Annotated in this window: 24 protein-coding genes and 1 tRNA gene; 20 read left to right on the forward strand and 5 right to left on the reverse strand. The window is 34.4% G+C overall.

Features of this window, described 5'->3' with window-relative positions:
• Positions 1-28: 28 nt before the first annotated feature.
• The 6 genes from tilS (at position 29) to V7P73_RS04425 (ending at position 5,840) form a co-directional block, all read left to right on the forward strand.
• Complete coding sequence (gene tilS, locus V7P73_RS04400; RefSeq protein ID WP_333851735.1) at positions 29-1,285, forward strand: tRNA lysidine(34) synthetase TilS; 1,257 nt, start codon at positions 29-31, stop codon at positions 1,283-1,285.
• A gap of 101 nt (positions 1,286-1,386) precedes the next feature.
• Positions 1,387-3,459 carry a protein-disulfide reductase DsbD family protein gene (locus V7P73_RS04405; RefSeq protein ID WP_333851736.1) on the forward strand — a complete coding sequence of 691 codons (2,073 nt, stop codon included), beginning with the start codon at positions 1,387-1,389 and terminating at the stop codon, positions 3,457-3,459.
• A gap of 137 nt (positions 3,460-3,596) precedes the next feature.
• Complete coding sequence (locus V7P73_RS04410) at positions 3,597-4,115, forward strand: ExbD/TolR family protein (protein WP_333851737.1); 519 nt, start codon at positions 3,597-3,599, stop codon at positions 4,113-4,115.
• A gap of 73 nt (positions 4,116-4,188) precedes the next feature.
• A complete protein-coding gene (locus tag V7P73_RS04415) occupies positions 4,189-4,686 on the forward strand; it encodes a hypothetical protein (protein ID WP_333851738.1) in 498 nt (165 codons plus the stop codon).
• 3 nt (positions 4,687-4,689) lie between these two features.
• On the forward strand, positions 4,690-5,472 hold the full coding sequence (locus tag V7P73_RS04420; RefSeq protein WP_333851739.1) for an alpha/beta fold hydrolase: 783 nt from the start codon (positions 4,690-4,692) through the stop codon (positions 5,470-5,472).
• A 2-nt stretch (positions 5,473-5,474) separates the two neighbouring features.
• A complete protein-coding gene (locus V7P73_RS04425; RefSeq protein WP_333851740.1) occupies positions 5,475-5,840 on the forward strand; it encodes a DUF1304 domain-containing protein in 366 nt (121 codons plus the stop codon).
• Positions 5,841-6,006: 166 nt separating this feature from the next.
• On the opposite strand, the gene V7P73_RS04430 is transcribed toward V7P73_RS04425, so the two are convergent.
• Positions 6,007-7,011 carry a DHH family phosphoesterase gene (locus V7P73_RS04430; protein ID WP_333851741.1) on the reverse strand — a complete coding sequence of 335 codons (1,005 nt, stop codon included), beginning with the start codon at positions 7,009-7,011 and terminating at the stop codon, positions 6,007-6,009.
• A 182-nt stretch (positions 7,012-7,193) separates the two neighbouring features.
• Here V7P73_RS04430 and era point away from each other — a divergent pair, with 182 nt between their 5' ends.
• A complete protein-coding gene (gene era, locus V7P73_RS04435) occupies positions 7,194-8,069 on the forward strand; it encodes a GTPase Era (RefSeq protein WP_089767717.1) in 876 nt (291 codons plus the stop codon).
• Between the two features lie 59 nt (positions 8,070-8,128).
• Here era and V7P73_RS04440 read toward each other — a convergent pair whose 3' ends face one another.
• Positions 8,129-8,317 (reverse strand): hypothetical protein, encoded by a 189-nt coding sequence (locus tag V7P73_RS04440; protein ID WP_312419082.1) that lies wholly within the window; start codon positions 8,315-8,317, stop codon positions 8,129-8,131.
• Between the two features lie 255 nt (positions 8,318-8,572).
• On the opposite strand from V7P73_RS04440, the gene amaB reads away from it, so the two are divergent.
• The 8 genes from amaB (at position 8,573) to V7P73_RS04480 (ending at position 15,565) form a co-directional block, all read left to right on the forward strand.
• Entirely contained in the window at positions 8,573-10,114 is a 1,542-nt protein-coding gene (amaB, locus tag V7P73_RS04445; RefSeq protein WP_333851742.1) for an L-piperidine-6-carboxylate dehydrogenase, read from the forward strand.
• 84 nt (positions 10,115-10,198) lie between these two features.
• Complete coding sequence (gene lat / locus V7P73_RS04450) at positions 10,199-11,521, forward strand: L-lysine 6-transaminase (protein ID WP_333851743.1); 1,323 nt, start codon at positions 10,199-10,201, stop codon at positions 11,519-11,521.
• A gap of 66 nt (positions 11,522-11,587) precedes the next feature.
• Positions 11,588-11,815, forward strand: a complete 228-nt coding sequence (locus V7P73_RS04455; protein ID WP_074233258.1) for a DUF2007 domain-containing protein — start codon at positions 11,588-11,590, stop codon at positions 11,813-11,815.
• Positions 11,816-11,945: 130 nt separating this feature from the next.
• Positions 11,946-12,019, forward strand: a tRNA-Ala gene (locus V7P73_RS04460).
• A 288-nt stretch (positions 12,020-12,307) separates the two neighbouring features.
• Positions 12,308-12,847, forward strand: a complete 540-nt coding sequence (locus V7P73_RS04465) for a C40 family peptidase (protein WP_333851744.1) — start codon at positions 12,308-12,310, stop codon at positions 12,845-12,847.
• A gap of 51 nt (positions 12,848-12,898) precedes the next feature.
• Positions 12,899-13,711 carry a 2,3,4,5-tetrahydropyridine-2,6-dicarboxylate N-succinyltransferase gene (locus V7P73_RS04470; protein ID WP_333851745.1) on the forward strand — a complete coding sequence of 271 codons (813 nt, stop codon included), beginning with the start codon at positions 12,899-12,901 and terminating at the stop codon, positions 13,709-13,711.
• A 50-nt stretch (positions 13,712-13,761) separates the two neighbouring features.
• Entirely contained in the window at positions 13,762-14,424 is a 663-nt protein-coding gene (locus tag V7P73_RS04475) for a glycosyltransferase family 32 protein (RefSeq protein WP_333851746.1), read from the forward strand.
• A gap of 7 nt (positions 14,425-14,431) precedes the next feature.
• On the forward strand, positions 14,432-15,565 hold the full coding sequence (locus V7P73_RS04480; RefSeq protein WP_333851747.1) for a glycosyltransferase family 4 protein: 1,134 nt from the start codon (positions 14,432-14,434) through the stop codon (positions 15,563-15,565).
• Positions 15,566-15,611: 46 nt separating this feature from the next.
• Here the strand turns inward: V7P73_RS04480 and V7P73_RS04485 are convergent, their stop codons facing one another.
• Positions 15,612-16,268 carry a YggS family pyridoxal phosphate-dependent enzyme gene (locus tag V7P73_RS04485; protein ID WP_333851748.1) on the reverse strand — a complete coding sequence of 219 codons (657 nt, stop codon included), beginning with the start codon at positions 16,266-16,268 and terminating at the stop codon, positions 15,612-15,614.
• 191 nt (positions 16,269-16,459) lie between these two features.
• Between V7P73_RS04485 and lpdA the strand changes: the two genes are divergently transcribed.
• The 5 genes from lpdA to V7P73_RS04510 all read left to right on the forward strand — a co-directional run bounded on the left by lpdA (position 16,460) and on the right by V7P73_RS04510 (position 21,083).
• Positions 16,460-17,863, forward strand: coding sequence for a dihydrolipoyl dehydrogenase (lpdA, locus tag V7P73_RS04490; protein WP_333851749.1), 1,404 nt, complete (start codon positions 16,460-16,462; stop codon positions 17,861-17,863).
• A 66-nt stretch (positions 17,864-17,929) separates the two neighbouring features.
• On the forward strand, positions 17,930-18,409 hold the full coding sequence (locus tag V7P73_RS04495; protein WP_333851750.1) for a hypothetical protein: 480 nt from the start codon (positions 17,930-17,932) through the stop codon (positions 18,407-18,409).
• A 100-nt stretch (positions 18,410-18,509) separates the two neighbouring features.
• Positions 18,510-19,556 (forward strand): 3-dehydroquinate synthase, encoded by a 1,047-nt coding sequence (aroB, locus tag V7P73_RS04500; RefSeq protein ID WP_333851751.1) that lies wholly within the window; start codon positions 18,510-18,512, stop codon positions 19,554-19,556.
• Between the two features lie 158 nt (positions 19,557-19,714).
• Positions 19,715-20,401 carry a porin family protein gene (locus V7P73_RS04505; RefSeq protein ID WP_333851752.1) on the forward strand — a complete coding sequence of 229 codons (687 nt, stop codon included), beginning with the start codon at positions 19,715-19,717 and terminating at the stop codon, positions 20,399-20,401.
• 91 nt (positions 20,402-20,492) lie between these two features.
• Positions 20,493-21,083, forward strand: a complete 591-nt coding sequence (locus V7P73_RS04510; RefSeq protein ID WP_333851753.1) for a porin family protein — start codon at positions 20,493-20,495, stop codon at positions 21,081-21,083.
• A 73-nt stretch (positions 21,084-21,156) separates the two neighbouring features.
• On the opposite strand, the gene V7P73_RS04515 is transcribed toward V7P73_RS04510, so the two are convergent.
• Complete coding sequence (locus V7P73_RS04515; protein WP_333851754.1) at positions 21,157-23,385, reverse strand: zinc-dependent metalloprotease; 2,229 nt, start codon at positions 23,383-23,385, stop codon at positions 21,157-21,159.
• 22 nt (positions 23,386-23,407) lie between these two features.
• On the reverse strand, positions 23,408-23,788 hold the full coding sequence (locus tag V7P73_RS04520) for a hypothetical protein (protein ID WP_333851755.1): 381 nt from the start codon (positions 23,786-23,788) through the stop codon (positions 23,408-23,410).
• Positions 23,789-23,905: the final 117 nt, after the last annotated feature.

A 23,905-nucleotide genomic window follows, 5' to 3' on the forward strand; every position in this document is an offset into this window, starting at 1 on the left:
CTTAAAATTTCAAAACCTGTTAGAGCAAATGCTCCACCAACCACAACAAAAAACATACCTTTTGGCTGTAAGTGGAGGAGTGGATTCTATGGTTTTGGCTGATTTGTTTCAGCTTTCTGGATTTAATTTTCACATTGTACACATTAACTATCATCTTCGTAATGAGGATTCTAACCTCGATCAAAAGTTGGTTTTTGACTTTTGCGAAAAACATAAAATTCCTTTTCATTTATACGAAGTTTCTCAGAAAGATAATCAGCCGGAAAATTCGATTCAAAATTGGGCGAGAGAATTGCGTTATCGGTATTTTAGAGAAATTCAGCAGAAAGAAAATCTTGATTATATAGTTACAGCACATCATCTGAATGACCAATTGGAAACTTTTATCATTAATCTATCCAAAGCTTCCGGAATCCGAGGTTTGAGTGGAATTCCGCAAAATGAAAACGGAATTATTCGTCCGCTTCTTGGTTTTTGTAAGGACGAAATTTATGATTTTGCGAAAGAGAATCATATTGATTTTCGGGAAGATCAATCCAATCAAAAAACAGATTATCTAAGGAACAAAATTCGACACAACATTGTTCCGGAATTGGAAAAAATCAATTCAGATTTTCTGACTAATTTTTCGAAAAGTATCAATTATATTAATCAAGCTAAGGTTTTTATCAATCAATCAGTTGACGATAAAATTAAAATTCTCAAGATAAATTCTGATGAAAATCAAATCATTATTAATAAAGAAAAATTCTCACAAGAATCTGAATTGATTCGATATGAGATTTTGAAAAGATTTGGTTTTAATGATGAAAACGAAATGCAAAAAGTTTTCACAGCTCAAACCGGTAGTTTGTTTTTTAATTCTGAATTTCATTTAATCATTAATCGCAATGAATTGATTTTTAAGAAGAAGTTAGAAGTTAGAAATGAGAATTTAGAAAAAGTTTTGCTTGAAATTATTGATAACGAAATCATTATTCCTGAGAATATTAAAAATGAAATTCAGGAATTCGGAAATTGTTTTTGGAAAATTGATAAACAAAAAGTTCAATTGCCTCTGAAATTGAGAAGGAAACAAGAAGGCGATTTGTTTTTTCCTATTGGAATGATTGGTAAAAAGAAAATTTCGAAGTTTTTTAAGGATGAAAAATTGTCTATTTTAGCGAAGCAAAAAATCTGGCTTCTTTGTGATGTTGATGAACGAATCTTAGGTGTGTTGCCTTTTCGTCAAGACGGAAGATTTTCATCAGATAATTCAGAAACAGAATTAGTTTTAAAAGTATAATTATTAAACCATAATATTTGTCATTCCGTAGGAATCTAAACTTTGCTGAGATTCCTACGGAATGACAAAACCCTAAATTATTGTGGTTAAAACTAAATAAAATGAAAGATTTTAAAATAGTGTTTTCAACACTTTTTCTATTTATAATAACCTTATTCAATGCGCAAATAAAAAATCCGGTTAAGTTCAAATTCGATGTTAATCCCGTTGGAAAAGACGAATATGAAGCGGTTTTGACAGGAACCATCGAAGATAAATGGCACATTTATTCTCAGGATTTACCACCAGATTCAGGAATTCCAACTGAATTTAAAATCACTTCAAAACAAAGAATCCAACTGATTGGTAAAGTTCAGGAGATTGGAAAAAAACACGATGAGTTTTCAGAAGCTTTTGGTGCTCAAATTGTTTATTACTCAAACAAAGTTGTTTTCAAGCAGAAATTCAAACCAAAAGATGCGACAAAACCGGCGACAATTACGGCTGAAATAATGTATCAGACTTGTAATGACCGCGTTTGTCTGGCGCCAAACACTTTGGAATTTGAAAAGCAAATCGAAGGGAATAAAGTAGCGACTGCTTCCGAAGAAAAGGTTGAAAAAACAAAAGATACAGTTTATGAAGTTGCACCTATGGGCAAAGTTGGAACTGTTTTAAAACCAACAAATATTGAAACGCCTGCTGTTGCAAAACAAGACGGTTTGAAAATCAATTCTTTGGACTTCAAAAATCCGTTGACCAACTGTGGAACTGTTCAGGAAAAACCGAATGATGACAATTGGTTGGTTCTGGGATTAGGATTTTTGGGAGGATTAATTGCATTGCTCACACCTTGCGTATTCCCAATGATTCCGCTGACGGTTTCTTTCTTTACAAAAGGGAACAAAGACAAGGCAAAAGGCAAAAGAGATGCGTTTATTTACGGGTTTTTCATTCTCCTGATTTTTGTTTTGTTGAGTATTCCGTTTCATATTATTGATGGGATTTCGGGGAACATTTTCAATCAGATCTCAACCAATATTTGGCTGAATTTATTTTTCTTCGCAATATTTTTATTCTTTGCTGTGAGTTTTTTCGGGTATTACGAAATTACTTTGCCAAGCTGGATAGCCAACAAATCTTCCAAAGCTGAAGAAGCGGGCGGACTAATTGGAATTTTCTTTATGGCATTGACTTTAGTCATTGTTTCATTCTCTTGTACAGGTCCAATTTTAGGAAGTTTATTAGGAGGCGTTGTTGCTGGAGCGACTAATGTTCCAACTTTACTGACATTTGCTTTGGCTGGTTTCGGATTGGCTTGGGCATTGGTTTTCGGATTGTTGGCATTGTTTCCACAAGCACTTCAAAGTTTACCAAAATCTGGCGGTTGGATGAACACTGTGAAAGTCGTTCTTGGATTCATCGAATTGGCTTTAGCATTAAAATTCTTATCCAAAGCAGATTTGGTTTCCAAAACATTCTTGCTGAAAAGAGAATTATTTATCGCGCTTTGGATTATCATTGCGATTGGATTAGTTGTTTATTTATTCGGGAAAATCAGATTTCCACACGATGATAAAAAACCAAAAATCTCATTAGCGAGAAGAATTTTGGGTGTTTTCGGGATTGTTTTTGTGGTGTATTTGATTCAAGGATTAATTCCTTCAGAAAAACCAAAATTACAGTTGCTTAGTGGGATTCTGCCTCCATTGAATGTTAGTTACTTCCATAAAGAAGAAGACGGAATTCTAGGTTTGAAACCTTATCACAATTACTTCGAAGCGATAGAAGTGGCGAAGAAAGAAAACAAACCGGTTTTGATAGATTTCACTGGCTACGGTTGCGAAAATTGCCGAAAAATGGAAGAGTTTGTTTGGAGTCAGGATGATGTTTTGCCAATTCTTCAGAATGATGTGATTATTGCTTCGGTTTATGTTGATGACAAGGAAGAATTGCCGGAAAATGAACAAATCAAAATCGATATGGGCGAAGGTCAAATGAAGAAAGTGAAAACGATTGGTGATAAATGGAGTTTGTTTCAGCAAGTTAATTTCAATAATAATTCTCAGCCGCATTATGTTTTGGTAACGCCTGACCAAAAAGTAATTAATTCACCAGTTTCAGGCTATATGCCGAAAGAAGATTTCAAAAAATTCCTAAAATGTGGGATTGATTATTTTAAGAATAACAATTAATATGTCCTAAATACTTATTTTGATAATAATTAAATAAAATTTATTTTTAGGAATAAATTTTGTATTAAAAAATCCATAATGATAACAAATCATTATGGATTTTTATTTTCTATTACTAACTACTAAAACTTAAAGCTATGGCAGAAGTACAGGTTAATGACCGTTCAAAAAGAAGCAAAAAAAATGGTAGAATTGGAATAAAAGTAGATATGACTCCAATGGTGGATTTAGGATTTCTGCTGATTACATTTTTTCTATTCTCAACCAATTTCTCAAAACCTAATGTGATGGATTTGGGATTGCCTGCAAAAGGTCCGCATACTCCAACAGACATTGATTTTAGAAACTCAATTACTTTCATCCTCGGTAAAGAAGGCAAAGTTTATTATTATCAGGACGAACGAAAAAATCTGAATGATAAAAGCTTAAAAGAAGTTTCTTTTGATAAAGCACAAGTTGCAAAAACTATCGAATTGGCAAAAGCAAATGCACCGAAAAAAGAGAATTTCACAGTGCTTATAAAACCTGCAGATAATTCCGAATACAAAACTTTGGTGGATATGTTGGATGAGTTAGCAATCACAAAATCCGAGCGTTACGGAATCTCGGAAATGAACGATAAAGAAAAAGAATTGTATCAGAAAAAAAATCAATAATTAATACAAATATTTTGTAAAGAGTGTCTCAGGACGCTCTTTTTTATTTATTTTCGTGATGAAAATTAAAACGATGAGAAAACTAATTCCTACTATTGTCCTTTTGTCCCTCGTTTCCTGTAAAAAATCGGAAAAAACTACAACTCCGAAAGTTGATAGTGTGAAAATCATCGATTCAATCAATACAGCTAGAACAAAAATCAACGATAGTATTCTCAGTAGCCGAGCTTTCAAAGATTTGTCAGGAACACATACTTTGACACACGACCAAGTGAATGGTTCAGGGAAAATCACTTTTACGAAAATCGGTCCAGACGAATATAAAATCTCTGGCGAAAATAAATCGGGAAGTAATTTTGTGAAAATTGAAGGTACTGCAAGAATGACGTCACCAAAAAACCTTAAATTCGATGGAAGCATTACGCAAAGTATTTCCGATTATGAGAATGGTAAATTGGATGTAAGAAAAGGCAAAAGAAATTTCTCTACAAAAGATGGCGGGAAAACTTTCAAACTCTACGAATCTGTAAATAATGCAGGATTTGGAGACAAAATATGGATTAAACTGTAAATTATGCTTAACTACGAAATAGAAGGAAAAGGAACTGAAAACTTAATTCTACTTCACGGATTTATGGAAAATCTGTCGATTTGGGATGATATGATTCCGTTTCTGTCAGAGAAATTCCGATTGATAAAAATCGATTTGCCAGGCTTTGGGAAATCTGATGTTGTTGCAGAAATTCAAACGTCCGAAATAATGGCGGATGAAGTCAAAAAAGTAACTGATGAACTGGGTTTGACTGAATTCCATTTGCTGGGACATTCGATGGGCGGTTACATTTCTTTGGCTTTTGCTGAAAAATATCCTGAGCTTTTGAAATCATTTACATTGTTTTTCTCAACTTATTTTGCAGATGATGAAGCAAAAAAAGAAACCCGAAGAAAAGGATTGAGAATCATCAAAGAAAATCTCAGAGCTTTCGTGAACGCAGGTGTTCCGAATCTTTTCAATCCCAATGAACACGATATTCTGGAATCCAAAATCAAACTAGCCAAAGAGACAGCTTACACTTCTTCTGTTGAAGGTGTTTTGGCATCTCAAAAAGGAATGATAGAAAGAGCCGATAGAAAATCGATTTTAGAAAACTTCGAAGGAAAAATTCTGGTTTTGTCGGGCAAACACGATTCGGCAGTCAATTCAGAAAAAACTATCAAAAATCTTCCTGACAGAACCAATATCAAATCTTATGTTTTGGACTGTGGACACAACGGACATTGGGAAAAACCAGAGATTTGCTCTGCTATTATCAATACAGAATTGCTGCATCATTTACCCAAAAATCTTGTTTTTTAAAAATGGAAATCATATCAAAAATTCTCATCGCCATCGTCGCCCTGGAGCATCTATACATTCTTTATATGGAGATGTTTGCTTGGGAAACATTGGGCAAAAAAACATTCAAAGGTTCGTTGCCAGACGAGATGTTCAAACCAACTAAAAAGCTCGCTGCCAATCAAGGTCTCTACAACGGTTTTCTCTCTGCAGGACTCATTTGGAGTTTCTTTATATGCGACCAGATTTGGGCAAAAAATGTCTCCATATTCTTTCTCGCTTGCGTTATTGTAGCAGGAGTTTATGGCGCATTATCAGCCTCGAAGAAAATATTTTTTGTTCAGGCTTTACCAGCAATTATCGCAATGATTTTTGTTTTATTAAGATAAATTTTCAGGAGCTAATCCCGCTATCCGCTATATCTTTTTTGTCATTGCGAACGAAGTGAAGCAATCTGTTGAACTTTTTGTCAATCGCAATCACAAAAAAGGATGCCGCTACTATCGGGGCTAGGGCTTTTGTCAAGAAAACAAATTTTGTCTATCAATTAGAAGATTAAAAATCCTCCGTTTCAATTTTTTCTTTAAAATCTTCAATAGTGTCTTCCATAGATTTAAAATATTTCCCACCAGAAGCATTGATATGGCCGCCCCCATTGAAATGTTTTCTTGCAAACTGATTCGTATCTACAGAATCTTTGGAACGGAAAGATATTTTGATAAAATCTTCGTAAAGGTCTTCCATAAAAAAAGCTGCCATTTTGGTTCCTGCCAGGCTTAAACCGTAGTTCACAAATCCTTCTGTATCACCTTTATCAAAGCCATATTCTTTTAGTTCAGTGCGTTTTAACCAAAGAATAGCGACTTTTCCATCTTTAATCAACTCGATTCTGCTAAGAACTAAAGAAAGAAGATGTAATCGTGAGATTGTATTCGTATCCCAAGTATTGGAAGTGATAACGGCAGGATCGGCGCCTTTTTCAATCAAATCTGCTACAATTCTATGAGTCGTCGCACTCGTAGAACGGAACCTGAATCCGCCTGTATCGGTCATTATTCCTGTATAAAGACATTGCGCAATATCAAGATTGACCAGTTTTTCGTCATTATTCGCTTGGATGAAATGATAAACCATTTGGCAAGTCGCAGGAACTGTGGTGTCAGAATAAACATAATCAAATTGTTCCGGCATCTGGTGATGGTCAATCAGAACTTTTTTGGCTCTGGATTTGGTTACCCAATCGCCAAGAAGTCCAATTCTTGAAGGTGAATTAAAATCAAGACAAAAAATAACATCAGCACTATAAATCGCTTCACCAGCCACCTTTCTTTTGTAATCTGCAATCAGAATTTTTTTGGCTTCCGGCATCCATTTCAGGAATTTTGGAAAGTCGTTTGGCGTAATTACAGTGGCATCCAAACCTTTTGTTTTCAAGTAATGTTTTAGACCGAGAGAAGAACCAATGGCGTCTCCGTCGGGATTATAATGCGTTACAATAACGATATTATTTTCCGGAACGAGAAGATGATTGATTTCTGAAATTTCTTTGTCTGTAAACATAAACGATTATTTGAAATAATGAATTTTCAAAGGTAGAACTTTAAAATAAAAAAATAGGCTCAAAGTTGAACCGATTTTTTATTAATCAACAATTTCAAATCTTCCCTTGAAATTTCCGTAACTTTGCAATCCATTAAAAGGTTTTCAATCTTTTAATTTTTAATCATTTTAATTTAAAATCAATGCACAAAGCAGGATTCGTAAATATCGTAGGGAAACCGAATGCCGGAAAATCGACACTTCTCAATCAATTAATGGGAGAGAAACTGGCAATTGTTACCCAAAAAGCGCAAACGACACGTCACCGTATTTTCGGGATTTATAATGAAGAAGATTTGCAGATAGTTTTTTCTGATACGCCAGGTGTTTTGGATCCAAAATATGGTTTGCAGGAAAAAATGATGGATTTTGTGAAAGATTCTTTACAGGATGCAGATGTTTTCTTGTTCATTGTAGATGTGACGGACAAATCAGAACCATCCGAATTTTTAATTGATAAACTGAATAAAATTCCTGTTCCGGTTTTATTACTATTAAATAAAATTGACCAAACTAACCAAGAAGATCTAGAAAAAATAGCAACAGAATGGCACGAGAGGATCCCGAAAGCTGAGATTCTTCCGATTTCTGCGCTTAACAATTTCAATACAGAAATTATACTTCCGAAACTGAAATCTATGTTGCCAGAAAGTCCTGCATATTATGACAAAGATATGTACACAGACAAACCTGAGCGTTTTTTTGTGAATGAGGCTATTCGTGAGAAAATTCTTCTTAATTACGAAAAAGAAATTCCATATTCTGTAGAAGTGGTGACGGAAATTTTCAAAGAAAAAGAGGGCGCAATTGTGATAGATTCTATTATCTATGTAGAAAGAGATACGCAGAAAGGAATTATCATCGGCCACAAAGGCGAAGCTATTAAGAAAGTTGGAACAGAGGCAAGAATAGATTTGGAGAAATTCTTTGGAAAGAAAATTCATCTTAATCTGTTTGTGAAAGTCAAAAAAGACTGGCGAAAAAATGACAGAGATCTGAAAAACTTTGGCTACCGTTAAAAAATTAAATCCTTTATTATAAAGGATTTTTTTATTTTAAATAAGTAGTAAAACTTAGTTTAATCAAACCACTGGGTCACATAATCTTTGATGATGACCCAAAAATTTTTCCCAAGAAAATAGATTAGGGTAGAAGTGATGATGCCTTTTACTGTAAAAAAAATAATACCACCAATTCCAAATTTTTTCAGCAGACTTTTCCACTTCGGCAATTTCTTTTCTTCAGTAGTTTGTAATTGGTCTTCCATTTTTATTTTTTTCAAAAATATGAAAATTTTTGCAATTTAGATTGATTCAAAATTATAAAATCCTTAATTTATAGATTTTTAAGTCGCCGTTGTTAAAGTGACTTGATTCGTAACCTTCTCATTTACAAATTAATTATTTTGTTTTATTCTTTAATTTCCTATTAAGTTTTAATCTATTACTAACGTTTGTTAGTTTTGAATTTTGTCGTTCGAAATATATTTTTATCTTTAGAAACTTCTAAAAAAACAAAATTTATGTCCTCTATTTCGATATTAGATAACCTAAAAAGATTAGGCATATCAACACAAAATAATGGTACTTCTACCGGATTAGAATTTTTCTCGTCTGGACAAAATATAGAAAGCTTTTCTCCCGTTGACGGAAATAAGATTGCTTCTGTGAAAACTTCAGATGCTAATGACTATGAAAAAGTGGTTGCGAAAGCACAGGAAGCTTATAAAGAGTTCAGACAAGTTCCTTCGCCGAAACGTGGCGATTTGGTTCGTCAATTTGGAAATAAACTAAGAGAATACAAAGATGATTTAGGTAAATTGGTTTCTTACGAAATGGGGAAGTCTTTGCAGGAAGGTCTTGGCGAAGTTCAGGAAATGATTGACATCTGCGATTTTGCAGTCGGATTATCCCGTCAGCTTCACGGTTACACAATGCATTCAGAAAGACCAGGACACAGGATGTACGAACAATATCATCCGCTAGGAATTGTTGGTGTGATATCCGCTTTCAATTTTCCAGTAGCAGTTTGGAGCTGGAATGCAGCTTTAGCTTGGATTTGTGGAAATGTTGTCATCTGGAAACCATCAGAAAAAACACCACTTTGCGCGATTGCTTGTCAAAATATTTTCGCTGAAGTTGCAAGAGAAAATGGATTGCCAGAAGGAATTTCTAGTCTTGTAATTGCGGATCACGAAATTGGAGACAAATTAGTCAATGATAAAAGAATTGCTTTGGTTTCTTTCACTGGTTCTACAAGAGTTGGAAGAATTGTCGGGAAAAATGTAGCAGAACGTTTCGGAAAATCGATTCTGGAATTGGGTGGTAATAATGCCATCATCATTACAGAAAATGCAGACCTTAATATGTCAATCATCGGTGCCGTTTTCGGCGCAGTTGGGACGGCTGGACAAAGATGTACTTCCACAAGACGTTTGATTATCCACGAATCTGTTTATGAGGATGTGAAAAATCGTCTGGTAAAAGCTTATGGACAACTTAAAATCGGAAATCCCTTGGATGAAACCAATCACGTTGGACCACTTATCGATAAATCTGCAGTTAAACAATATCAGGATTCTATCGAGAAATGTAAATCTGAAGGTGGGAAATTCATCGTAGAAGGTGGCGTTTTGGAAGGTGAAAATTACAATTCTGGTTGCTACGTAAAACCTTGTATCGCTGAGGTTGAAAATAGTTACGAGATTGTTCAGCACGAGACTTTTGCACCAATTCTTTATTTGATTAAATACAAAACTTTAGAAGAAGCAATAGCAATCCAAAATGATGTTCCGCAAGGTTTGAGCTCTGCAATTATGACTCAGAATCTTCGTGAAGCAGAATTGTTCCTTTCCAACGGAGGTTCAGATTGTGGCATTGCGAACGTCAATATTGGAACTTCAGGTGCTGAAATCGGAGGTGCTTTTGGTGGCGAAAAAGAAACCGGCGGTGGAAGAGAATCTGGTTCCGATGTCTGGAAATATTATATGAGAAGACAAACCAACACGATTAATTACACAACCAGTTTGCCTTTGGCACAAGGAATTAAATTCGATTTAGATTAATTAAGTTAGAAGCTGGAAGGCAGATGTCGGAAGTTTTTACTCCGCATTTATCATTTATCAATCATCATTTATCACTTATAACAAATGAGCACACTTGTACACGAGAATAAAGTAAAAGAAACATTAGGAAAACACATCCTAGCCGATGGTTTCGATTTTGTAATGGATTTTGAAAAGTCCCACGGTTCATACATTGTGGACCGCTTGACAGGCAAAGAATATCTTGATATGTTCTCTATGTTCGCATCGGCTTCCGTAGGTTACAATCATCCTTACATTTTGGAAAAAGCTAATTGGCTGGGAAGATTAGCAACGTATAAACCGACTTTGAGCGATGTTTATTTACAGGAATATGCAGATTTTATGGAGGTTTTTTCCAGAGTGGCGATTCCAAAAGAATTACCTTATTGCTTTTTCGTAGAAGGTGGTGCTCTGGCTGTTGAAAATGCTTTAAAAACTGCTTTCGACTGGAAAACCAGAAAGAATTGGCAGAAAAATATTGATAAAGAAGCGGGAATGGTCATCCATTTCAAGCAATCTTTCCACGGAAGAAGTGGTTATACATTGTCTTTAACCAATACATCTGACCCTAGAAAACACCAATATTTCCCCAAATTCGATTGGCCAAGAATTACCAATCCAAAACTGAATTTCCCAATTACAGAAGATAATTTGGAAGAAACAATTAAGCACGAGCAATTGGCTTTATTGCATATTCAGGAAGCGATTTTGACGAATCCTGATGAAGTGGCTTGTGTGATTATTGAGCCAATCCAAGCAGAAGGAGGCGATAATCATTTCAGAAATGAATTCTTTACTGAATTAAGAAAAATCTGTGATGAAAACGAAATTCTTCTTATCCTTGACGAAGTTCAGACAGGAATTGGAATGACGGGGAAAATGTGGGCTTTCCAACATCTTGATATTATTCCGGACGTTATCACTTTTGGTAAGAAAACTCAGGTTTGTGGAATTCTTGCCAATAAGGAAAAATTGGATGAAGTAGAACATCACGTTTTCGTAGAAAGTTCTAGGATCAATTCAACTTTTGGAGGAAATTTTATTGATATGCTTCGTTTTCAACTGGTTTTAGAAATTATTGAAAATGAAAATCTGGTTGAAAATTCTAGAGTTGTAGGTGAATTTCTATTAGAGGGATTGAAAAAATTAGCGCAGAAATTTCCAGACCATATTTCTGCTGCAAGAGGAAAAGGTTTGATGTGCGCATTTGACCTGAAAGATGGCGATTCCAGAGAGTGGTTGAGAAGCAAGCTTTATGACGAAGGAATTATCATTTTAACGTGCGGAGACCAGTCGCTTAGATTCCGTCCACATCTGAATGTAAAAAAAGAAGAAATCCAAATTATTTTAGATAAAATTAATTCAATATTTGAGAATTTAATATAAGGAATTTCAGATTATGATATTTTTTTCGTAAATTGCTTTGCTTAATAAAAATCAAAAATCTGAATTATGGATGCAACAACAAGAGTGGCTGTTTACGAAAGTAATAGCCCACAGGAGATTCAGCTTATAAAATTTAGGCTGGAAGATGCAGGAATAAAATGTGATGTAGAGAACTCTTATCTTAGTTTTTTATCTACGCCCACTGCAACCAACACTTTTATTAAAGTCGATATCAAAGACGAAAAAAAAGCATTTGATATCATCGATGAGTATTTAAAATCAAATCAAAATTGATTTCATATTTTTAAATTTTACGTTTTACAGGAATCGGGTTTAGATTTATTTGAGCCCGATTTTTTATTTTAAATTTTTATTAAGTTTTTGATATTTCTTCCCACAAAATTCTTATCATTGTAAGATTAATGGGGGATTAGCTCATCTGGCTAGAGCGCAACACTGGCAGTGTTGAGGTGACGGGTTCGATCCCCGTATTCTCCACTGGAAATAACCTTCTGAATTTCAAAAGGTTATTTTTTTTGTTTGGCAAAAAATTTGCTCATAAAAAATCAAATAAGCAAGTTCATAGAACCTGATTATTGATTAAAGGGGGCACTAGTTGCCCTCTTTTCGGACCACATTACAATCAATATATTTACCTGAGAGAAGTTTTTAAAACTTCTCTTTTTTTTATTCAATTGTTTGTTTGGAAAATTAAACTAACCTATTTTTGTACAGTAAGCAAAAATTGATTCATATCGAAGCATAATTACTTTAAAACAATGTCTAATGAAAAACTCTGTACTGGTAATTATATTTTCAATTATTCTGGTTTCCTGTGGTGCTTCTAAGCCTACAAAAAAATATTCTTATAAAAAACCAACAACCACTTCAAAATCTGCAAGTCTTAAAAAATTAAATTCCAATTATACTGGAAGTGTTTCTGAAACAAGAAAATCAATTATCAACGATGCTGAAAACTATCTTGGAACACCTTACAAATATGCAGGAAATACAAAAGCTGGTTTTGATTGTTCAGGTTTAGTTTGTAAAGTTTTTGATGAGAATGATATGAAAATGCCAAGACGTTCTGAGGATCAAGGGAAATTTGGAAATTCAGTCAATATTTCCGATGCAAAACCGGGTGATCTTTTGTTTTTTGCAACAGCTGGCGGATCTTCAGTCACCCACGTTGGAATTGTTCACGATATTCTTAATAATGGGGAAGTAACTTTTATTCATGCCTCAACTTCAAAGGGAGTTATTATTTCTTCCCTTAATGAAGCTTATTGGAACAAAGCTTTCCTTTTTGCGAGAAGTGTGCTTTAGATTTATTATTTTTGTCCAAATTCAATTTAATTTAAAAGTAAAATATAAATAATGTCTTTACAGGAAAAAATCGAAAAAGCTTGGGATAACCGAGACCTTTTGAAAGAAGAAGAATATCAGAATGCAGTAAGAGAAGTTGTTGCAAAATTGGATGCTGGAGAATTACGTACCGCTGAACCAACTGAGAATGGTTGGCAAATCAACGAGTGGGTAAAAAAAGGTGTGGTGATGTATTTCCCAATCCAAACAATGGAAACCATAGAAGTTGGTCCATTCGAATTTCACGATAAAATTCCGTTGAAGAAAAATTATGCTGAAAAAGGTGTAAGAGTAGTTCCTCATGCGATTGCAAGACACGGAAGTTTTGTAGCAAGTGGCGTGATTATGATGCCTTCGTATGTTAATATTGGAGCTTATGTAGATTCAGGAACAATGGTTGATACTTGGGCAACTGTAGGAAGCTGCGCACAAATCGGTAAAAATGTTCACTTGAGTGGAGGTGTAGGAATTGGAGGTGTTTTGGAACCACTGCAAGCGGCCCCAGTAATTATTGAAGACGATGCGTTTATCGGTTCACGTTGTATCGTGGTAGAAGGTGTTCGTGTTGGTAAAGAAGCAGTCCTTGGCGCAAATGTTTGTCTCACAATGTCAACTAAAATTATTGATGTTACAGGAGATTCTCCAGTTGAAATGAAAGGTTATGTGCCAGAACGTTCGGTTGTAATCCCTGGAAGTTATACGAAGAAATTTCCTGCAGGAGAATTCCAGGTTCCGTGTGCATTAATCATCGGAAAAAGAAAAGAATCTACCGATAAAAAAACTTCTCTTAATGATGCGTTGAGAGAAAATAATGTAGCGGTATAATAAAAATATAAAACTAATAACCAAGGTGTTGCCTTCTAATCTTTTGAGACATGGCTATTCCAAAACAAATCTTTCAGACTTTCAAAACCAAAAAATTGCCATTTATAACAAAATGGCATATTTGGAATATGAAAAGACGTAATCCAGATTACACTTATCATTTATATGATGATGCGGAAATTAATCAATTTTTGGAGCAGGAATATCCTCCCAATTATTTGAAAGCTTATAATCGCCTAACTATTGGTGCTGCAAAAGCTGATTTTTTCCGTTATGCAATTCTTTACAAAAAGGGCGGTGTATATCTGGATGTTGATAGCGGAATGACTAAGCCGTTGAAATATCTTATAAAGCCAGAAGATTCAGCAATTTTAAGTAGGGAGAGACATCCTCAGTTTTTTGTTCAATGGGCTTTGATTTCTGAAGAAGGGCATCCATTTCTAAAGAAAACTTTGGAAATGATTGTCGACAATATAGAAACCCATCGTTTCCCACACGACGTTCATCAAACTACTGGGCCAGCAGCTTTTACTATCGCTGTGAACCAATGTTTGGAAGAAAATCCTAATATTCCACATAGAATTTTTGAAGGGATTGAGTTTCGAGGTTTTTTAAAATTCAAATATAAATTGGGCAAATTTTTCCTTTACGAGAAAAAATCAGAACACTGGAAGAAAAAACAACAAACAATAGATATCATAAAACCTGAATAATTATTTTATGAAGATTGCTTACGATGCCAAACGTTTTTTTCATAATGCTTCAGGATTAGGGAATTATTCTCGGGATTTGATTAGGATTTTGGCGAGATTTTATCCTGAAAATCAATATATTCTTCTCAATAAAAACAAATCCGAAAGAGGAAAACAAATTCTTGATTCTTCGAATGTTTCTTTTATTGAAACTTCCATAGGAAAAATGTCACGCCAACTTAAAATGGGAAAAGATGCACAGAATCTTGATGCAGATATTTTCCACGGATTATCTGGCGAATTGCCATTAAAATGGAATTCAAAACCAATTAAAAAAGTGGTTACAATTCACGATTTAATTTTCGTGAGATTTCCGCAATATTATACTTGGTTTGATAGAAAAATTCATTTTTGGAAGTTCAGAAAAGCGGCTAATTCTGCGGATAAAATTATTGCTATTTCCGAACAAACCAAGCGAGATATAATCCAATTTCTTAAAGTTGATGAAAATAAAATTGATGTTGTTTATCAGGGTTGCTACGCAAGTTTCAAAGAAAAACCAACGGAAGAATTCTTAAATCAAGTTAAAGATAAATTCAATCTTCCTAAAAGATTTCTTTTGAATGTTGGAACAATCGAAGACAGGAAAAATCTTCTGAGTGTTGTAAAAGCATTGGAAGGAAGCGATATTCCATTAGTTGTCATTGGGAAAAAGAATAAAAAATATTTTCAAAAAATTAATCAATTAATCAAAAAATATAAAATTGAAGTTTCTTTTCTCGAGAATGTTTCGATGGAGGAACTTGCTGGTATTTATAGACTTGCCGATATTTTCATTTATCCGAGTTTTTTCGAAGGTTTTGGTATTCCTATCATCGAAGCTTTGTTTTCAGAAACCGTGGTCATTACAAGCAACAAAAGCTGTCTGCCGGAAGCTGGCGGACCAGATTCTGTTTATGTGAACCCTGAAAATGTGGATGACATCAAAGCAAAAATTAATTTCCTTTGGGACAACGAATCTGAGCGAAATCGCCGTGCCGAAAAGGGTTTGCAGTTCGTTCAGAAATTCAATGATGAGATAATTGCTGAGGAAGTGATGAAAATTTATAAGGATTTATTAAACCACAAAGACTCAAAGTCTTTCACAAACAGCACAAATTAAAAAAAATCTTTGTGTACCTTGTGCGGAAACTTAGTGTACCTTGTGTTTAAGAATAATGCCTTTCTCCAAAAATTGCCGAACCAACTCTTACAGAATTAGAACCAGATTCTATTGCAATTGGAAAATCGCCGCTCATTCCCATTGACAGAATTTCTAAAGATTTTAGTTGAGATAATTCATCAAAAAGATTTTTCAGAACAGAAAATTCTTCACGGATTTGAGTTTCATCATCCACAAAACTCGCCATTCCCATCAAGCCTTTGATTTCGATGTTCGGAAAATTACCATTAAGATATTGATTGAAAATAGCTTTGGCTTCATCAACTGTTAAACCAAATTTAGTGTCTTCTTTAGCTATTTTTACCTGAAGCAAAACATTGATTTTCCGATTGTTTTTTAAAGCTTCTTTATCCACTTCTTTCAACAGTTTTTCGCTGTCGATGCTTTCTATCATTGCAATAAAACCAGCAATGTATTTTACTTTGTTGGTTTGAAGATGTCCTATCAAATGCCATTCGATATCATTTGGAAGAACAGGCTGTTTTTCCAGTAATTCCTGAACTTTATTTTCTCCAAAAGCACGTTGTCCCAGATCATAAACTTCTTTTATTTTTTCAGCTGGATTAGTTTTGGAAACCGTTACCAATTTTACATTTTCTGGAAGTTGAGAAAGGATATTTTGATAATTTTTTTCGATTGACATATTAAGGAATTTTGAAATATCTGTTGCAAAAATAGGCATTAACCACAAAGGCACAAAGTATTTCACAAAGTCCACAAATTAAACTGAAAACCTTGTATGCCTTGTGAGAAAACTTCGTTTTCATTGTGTTTAAATTCGTCTAAAATTCGTAAATTTGAGGAAATTTTTATTCGAATAATAATCACAAAGATATGAGTCAATTTGATGTAACCGTTATCGGTTCTGGTCCTGGCGGATATGTTGCAGCAATCAGAGCTGCGCAATTAGGTTTCAAAACTGCAATTATTGAAAAATATTCTACGTTGGGCGGAACTTGTCTTAACGTGGGTTGTATCCCTTCCAAAGCTTTGCTGGACAGTTCTGAGCATTTCGAAAAAGCAAAACACGAGTTTGCAGATTACGGAATTATCATCGATGAGCCGAAAGTAGATTTGGCAAAAATGATTGAACGTAAAAACGGTGTTGTAGAGCAGACAACAAAAGGAATTAACTTTTTGATGGACAAAAACAAAATCACTGTTTTTGAAGGTCTTGGAAGCTTCGAATCTGCAACTCAAATCAAAGTGACGAAAAATGACGGTTCTTCAGAAATCATCGATTCAAAATATACAATTATCGCAACAGGTTCTAAGCCATCTAGTTTACCTTTCATCACTTTAGATAAAGAAAGAATCATAACTTCTACAGAAGCTTTGAACTTGAAAGAAATTCCAAAACATTTGGTAGTTATCGGTGGTGGTGTTATCGGTCTTGAGCTTGGTTCTGTCTATTTGAGATTAGGTTCTCAGGTAACTGTGGTTGAGTTTATGGACAAAATCATCCCAGGAATGGACGGTGCGCTTTCCAAAGAGTTACAAAAAGTTCTGAGAAAACAAGGGATGAAATTCGAACTTTCTACGGCGGTTTCTGCTGTGGAGAGAAACGGAGATTCTGTAAAAGTAACCGCTAAAAACAAAAAAGGCGAAGAAGTAAACTTCGAGGGCGATTATGTTTTGGTTTCTGTTGGTAGAAGACCATACACAGACGGACTTGGTTTGGAAAAAGCTGGTGTAGAACTGGACGAAAGAGGAAGAGTGAAAACCAACGACCATTTGCAAACTAATGTTTCTAACATTTACGCCATTGGTGACGTTATCAAAGGTGCAATGTTGGCTCACAAAGCGGAAGAAGAAGGAACTTTGGTAGCTGAAATTTTAGCTGGACAAAAGCCTCACATCAATTATAATTTAATCCCTGGAGTAGTTTACACTTGGCCAGAAGTTGCTGGTGTTGGTAAAACAGAAGAGCAACTGAAAGAAGAAGGTGTGGCTTACAAAGTAGGAAGTTTCCCAATGAGAGCTTTAGGAAGAAGCCGTGCAAGTGGAGACACAGACGGATTTGTAAAAATCATCGCTGACGAAAAAACAGACGAAGTTCTAGGTTTCCATATGATTGGGGCGAGAGCTGCGGATTTGGTTGCAGAAGGCGTTATGGCAATGGAGTTCCGTGCAAGTGCAGAAGACATCGCAAGAAGTTCTCACGCGCACCCTACTTATGCAGAAGCTGTAAAAGAAGCTGCTTTGGATGCGACTGGAAAGCGTGCAATTCATATGTAAGATTTTACATCAATATACTTATAAAGAGAAGCAGTTTTGCTTCTCTTTTTTGTTTAATTTAATCCAATGAAAAAGTTTATCATTTTGTGGGTTTTCTGCATTTCAATTTTTGGTTTTGGCCAAGACATTAGCTTGATTAGAAAACAAGTGGAAGACATTAACAAATCCAAAAACCTAATTGTAAAGAAAATTCCCAATGATTATTTTACCGATGTGAAACGTGAAGTGACGGATAATGGACAAGAAATAGAAGCTTATTATAACAATAATGAATTGAAGAAAATAGTACATTCTGTCGGATTGTCCAATTCGGAAATCTCTACTCAGTTATATTATGATAAAAAGAAATTGATTTTTGTGCTTCGTAAAAAATATCAGACTATTGATGAGAAAGGAAATCTTCGCGAGCCAAGATTAATTTCAGAATCAAGGTTTTATTTTAACAATGGAAAAATCATTCAACCTAAAAATCCTAATTCTGTAGAGATTGCAGAGTTGCTAAAACAATCTTTAAATTTTCAGGAAGATTTAAAAAATTATAAATAGGAGGATTTTTAGAGTGAAGATAATGAGTCCAAATAGAAAATTAACTTCAAATAAGTGACATCCTAAATAATTTGTTTTTATTTTTGTTAAAATTTGAGTTATGATAAAGGAACTTGACCAAGATTTCACAAGTCTTAATGAATATATCGATCAAATCAAACCAAGTAAAATTTTTATTTTGGTAGACGAGAATACGCACAATCATTGTTTGCCGATCTTACTTCCCAATCTGGAAACCGATGCACCTTTTGAAGTTATAGAGATAGAAGCAGGCGAAGAAAATAAAAATATAGAGACCGCAACACAACTTTGGGAAATTTTCTCGGAAATGGAAGCGGACAGAAAATCTTTATTGATTAATCTTGGTGGAGGTGTGATTACGGATATAGGTGGTTTTGTAGCTTCGACTTATAAGAGAGGTTTCAAATTCATCAATATTCCTACAACTTTGCTATCGATGTGTGATGCGTCAATTGGTGGGAAAACGGGAATTGATCATCAATATTTGAAAAATATTATCGGAACATTTGCATTACCAGAAGGTATTTTCTTTTATCCAAAATTCTTAGAAACTTTAAAATTTGAAGAACTAAGAAGTGGTTTTGCAGAAATGCTGAAACACGGATTAATTGCTGATGCAGAACATTGGAATGAGTTAAGTTCTCTTGATAAAATAACGCCTGAGTCTGTTTCTCCATTCATCAGCCGCAGTATGGAAATCAAAAATAATGTGGTTTCTCAGGATTTCAAAGAGGAAAATGTTAGAAAAACGCTCAACTTTGGTCACACGATTGGACACGCTGTAGAAAGTCTTTTTCTTAAAAAAGGAAACTTAATTCCTCACGGAGAGGCTGTAGCACTTGGAATGATTTGCGAAACACATTTGGCTTTTCTTTGTGGATTGATTGATGTTGAGGTTTCATCTGCCATTATTAGTAAAATAAAAAGACTCTTTCCTTACATCGATATTTCAGAATTTAAGAATGCTGCTATTATGGATTTGATGTTCAATGACAAAAAAAATCAGGACGGAAATATCAATTTTTCACTGATAAATGGAGTAGGATCTTGTCTTTTTGATCAAAAATTGAGCGCCGAACAGATTATTTTGACCCTAAATTTCTATAAAGAATTCGACAAAAATTAATTTTATTATTTGTTAAATAGTATTTTAATATGTTGAAAATGAATGTTTTATTTTGGGTGTTTAGACTCGATAAACGTTTGTAATAATTGATTTTTTGAATTTTGGCAAAGATTTTGGAATTACCCATCTCGTAAAAACAAAATTTAAAATTTGAAATTATGAAAAAGTTATTTTTAGGATTAGGTTTAGTAGCGGGAACATTTGCATTTGCACAAACTAGTCCGTCATTCGGTTTAAAAGCGGGTCTTAACATTTCATCAATCTCTGATGATGGTTATGAAGATTCAAAATCAAAAGCTGGTTTCTATGGTGGTGTTTTTATGAATGCGCCTTTATCAGAACAATTCAGTATCCAACCAGAGGTTTTATATAGCCAGATGGGAGCAAAAACAACAGAATCTGTGAATGGTAATGTATTTGGGGGAACTTATACCAGCAAAACTTCAAACAGTGTCAATTTAGATTATATTACAGTGCCAGTAATGTTTCAATTTCATGCAACACCTAACTTTTATTTAGAAGCAGGTCCTGAATTTGGATTCTTAGTTGGTGCTAAGGCAAAAGGTGATACTACAACTACCACTACTATTGGAGATACTACTACTACAAGTTCGGAATCTGGTACTCTGGATATCAAAGATCAAACAAGTAAATTCAATATGGGAGCTGGTCTTGGTTTAGGTTTCAACTTCACTCCTAATTTTGGTATCAATGCAAGATATGTTGCTGGTTTTACCGATATTAGTAAACAATCTAATGGTGAAGATGGAACTACATCCACTAGTAATGATAACAACAAAAACAGAAATAACACTTTCCAAGTTGGTTTATCATACAAATTCTAAATCACAAATTATGAAATAAAAAAAGACCGATTAATTCGGTCTTTTTTTATTTCATAATTTATATTTTTGTTCTTCATAAACGATTATATATATGAAGAAAATATTTGGGTTGTTGGGATTAACGATGATGTCATTGGTTTACTCTCAATCATTTGGTGTTAAAGGTGGAGCAAACATCTCAACCATCAGTCAAGAAAAGGGATGGGGCGATAAAAATTCTAAGGTTGGTTTTTATGCAGGATTGTATATGAATGCGCCGGTTAATGCTTTACTTAGTATTCAACCAGAATTAATTTACAACAATATGGGTGTAAAATATACGAATGGTAATACATCACACACGCTGAATCTTAATTATTTATCAATGCCAATTATGTTTCAGTTTGAATTGATTCCAAAATTTTATGTAGAAGGTGGACCTCAGTTCGGGGTTTTGATTGGTAATAAAAATAAATACGTAAGCGATAGTAAAACTATAATAGAAAAGGATAAAGATGCTTATAACCAATTAGATCTCAGTGGAGGGATTGGGTTGGGTTTCAAATTCAATAATATGGCAATTGGAGCTAGATACATTATTGGTTTTACTGATATTAAAAAAAATGGTTCTACCAGCTGGAATAATAGTGACAAACAACTTAGAAATAGCGGTTTCCAAATTGGATTGCAATATGGATTTTAATATTTGATTATTCCCTATAAAACAAAAAACCAACATCTAATGAAGTTGGTTTTTTGTTTTTATATATCGTTAATTATTTAACAATAAGATTTTTACTTGTTATTTCTCCATTGTTAGAGATAACTACTCTGTAAGTTCCAGTTTTCAAATTAGAAATATTAACCTGAGTTTTTTCATTTTCCAAAGATCCATTAGAAATTTGTTTTCCAGAAAGATCTACAATTTGATAACTAGCGCCTTTGTTAACCTTGCTCAAAGAGATATTAATTTCACCTTTTGCAGGGTTTGGATAGATTGCAAAACCTTTGCTGAATGCAGATTCGTTTACTGCCAAATCTTTGTTGATGTTAAATCTTGTAGCATTCACTGCAAAAAAGATATTACCAATAGCTTTAACCATAATTCTTGCATTACCATTGTTCTCATTTGGAAGTACTACGTTCGCACTTCCATTGTTAGGAACGCTTTCTGCCAATACAGTTGGGAAAGTCAGACCATTATCAGATGACAAAAGAATCTGTACGTTTTCTGTATTAATTGGGGTAGCAGTAGTTCCTTCAAAATCCCAAGTGACAGGAAGAGTAGAACCTCCGTTATAATTAGCGGCTGCTGTTTGAGAAGTTACTTTGAAAGGTGCTACATTGGTCACAGTAACAATCATATTAGCTCGAGCGGCTTGATTTCCTGTTGCTTTGTTATCATTCACAAAAAGAGCGAAATTAAGATTTCTTGCAACTGTAGGAATAACCTCCCAAGTTGGTGCCAATGTACCTGCAGAGATAGCAGTCATTGCTGGGAACGGACGAGAGCTAGAAACTGTAGGAGAATATGATCTAAAAACTGCTCCAGATGTTTGTGTAGAAATAGGTGCTTCAGATGTTGTCAGACCTCTGACATCTGTTTGTTCCCAAAGGTAAGTTAACGCATCCCCATCAGGATCTGTTGCGTTACCAGTAAGAATGAAAGCTGTCCCACTTGGTATAGAATAATTTGTCAATGGTTGTATCACTGGAACCTGATTATTGTTAGCTGTCTTCACACCACAGCCCGCACCTGATCCGGTCGTAATATTGCTATACATTTGGTTAACACTCACTACGTGGAAGTATGCATCACTTTTACTTTGTACATTTGGAGCACAAATACCAGCATAAGCCATAATGGTACTTCCACTTCCTGGCTCTACAGATGTTGTTGCAGTCCTGTTACCTGCGCATGAATTGTCAAATGTATGTTGTGCGCCCCATTGGTGACCCATCTCGTGAGCAACATAATCAATATCAAACGCATCAGTTCTAGGTGCGCTTCTTCCTGTTACACCACGTGCTTTACTTCCTGTAACGCAAGGTGATCTAAGCTGAGCAATACCACCACCACCAGTACTGAAAATATGTCCGATATCATAAGCAGAACTTCCTACTGTTTGATCTACAAATGCTTGATTTTCATTTAATAATGTTGATCCACTGTCATTAGTAAATCCGGGACCATAAGCATCAACATCTATAGAAAGCAATAGATCATTATTAGCAATCATTGTCATGGTAAGAGAAATGGTTTTTTCATAAACACCATTTACTCTCGTCATTGTCGTATTCATAGCCGCTAAAACTGCTTCTTTCTTTTGCTGTACAGTTCCTCCTGTTAGCCCAGCTCTAATGATGTGATATCTGGAATATTCCATTGTTGATGATAATGCAAGTCGGTAATTTCTGAATTGACCATCCTGTACCAAAGACTGTGGAACTGGTTCTGAAACAATATTTTCACCATCTGGATTTTTGTTACCACACACAAATCCTTCAAGATTAGGTCCCAAATCTTCACGATTATAAACTATGTAAGTAGATTTATCTTGGGTGTAAGCATCCAGATAAGCCGTTTTTCCAGCATTATAGTACATCACATTCACACCGTCATAAGGCGATACACTGAAACGGATAGAGTTTCCGGAGTTTCCTTTTTCATATCCAAGATATGATCTTAAGTTTGGATATTTAGCCTGTAAAGCAGGATCCATTACAGAAGCCTCTTGTACAACATAGTCTACCAATTTTCCTTCTGCTGTTGGGAATTTTAAGACCAAAGACTCATCATTGGAAAAACGTTTTGGAGCTGTTGCAAGATCCGCTTTGATGTCCTCAATATTTAGTTTGAAAAGCTTATATTTAGAAGGCGTTGCTGTTTTGTCATAAACTGGCTGTTTGTTGTCAACGCCTGACACTTGCTTCCAGTAATTTTTCTGCGAGAACAACATTCCCGAGAACATTACACCTACTGAAAATAGTAATTTTTTGTTCATTGTTAATATAATTTTAATTATCTTATTTTTTAATTATTACACTATTGTAATTGCTTTTTTTATTAAGCTTAATGATGATTGCAGGATATTTTTTATTTTTAAATTCAGGATTATCAGATTGTTGAATTTGTATGTCTAAATTTTGATTGTTTTCTGAAACCTTTGAAACCGTGAAGTCCAATCGTTCAATTTTAGGTTGTAAAACAATATAAGTTTCATTTTCTTCAAAAGTTGGAATTGGATTTTTTCTTGGAGAAGGATTATTGGCGTTGATGATTTCGTAAATATTATTGATTTCAGTCTGAGATTTTAAAATCTTAAATTCAGAATCAATTAGTTTAATATTCACATGATTAATCTCTTCAAATTCTACTTCCTTTATCTCCAAATTACCACTATTCATTTTTGCATTTTGACAAGAAAATAAGTGAATCAATAAAGAAAAGTATAAAAGAAACTTTAATTTCATACTTTTTTTTGCTAAAATAATAAAAATTATGCAATCTGTTTAATGTTTTAA

Source organism: Epilithonimonas sp. (assembly GCF_036780765.1).
Taxonomy (GTDB): Bacteria; Bacteroidota; Bacteroidia; order Flavobacteriales; family Weeksellaceae; genus Epilithonimonas.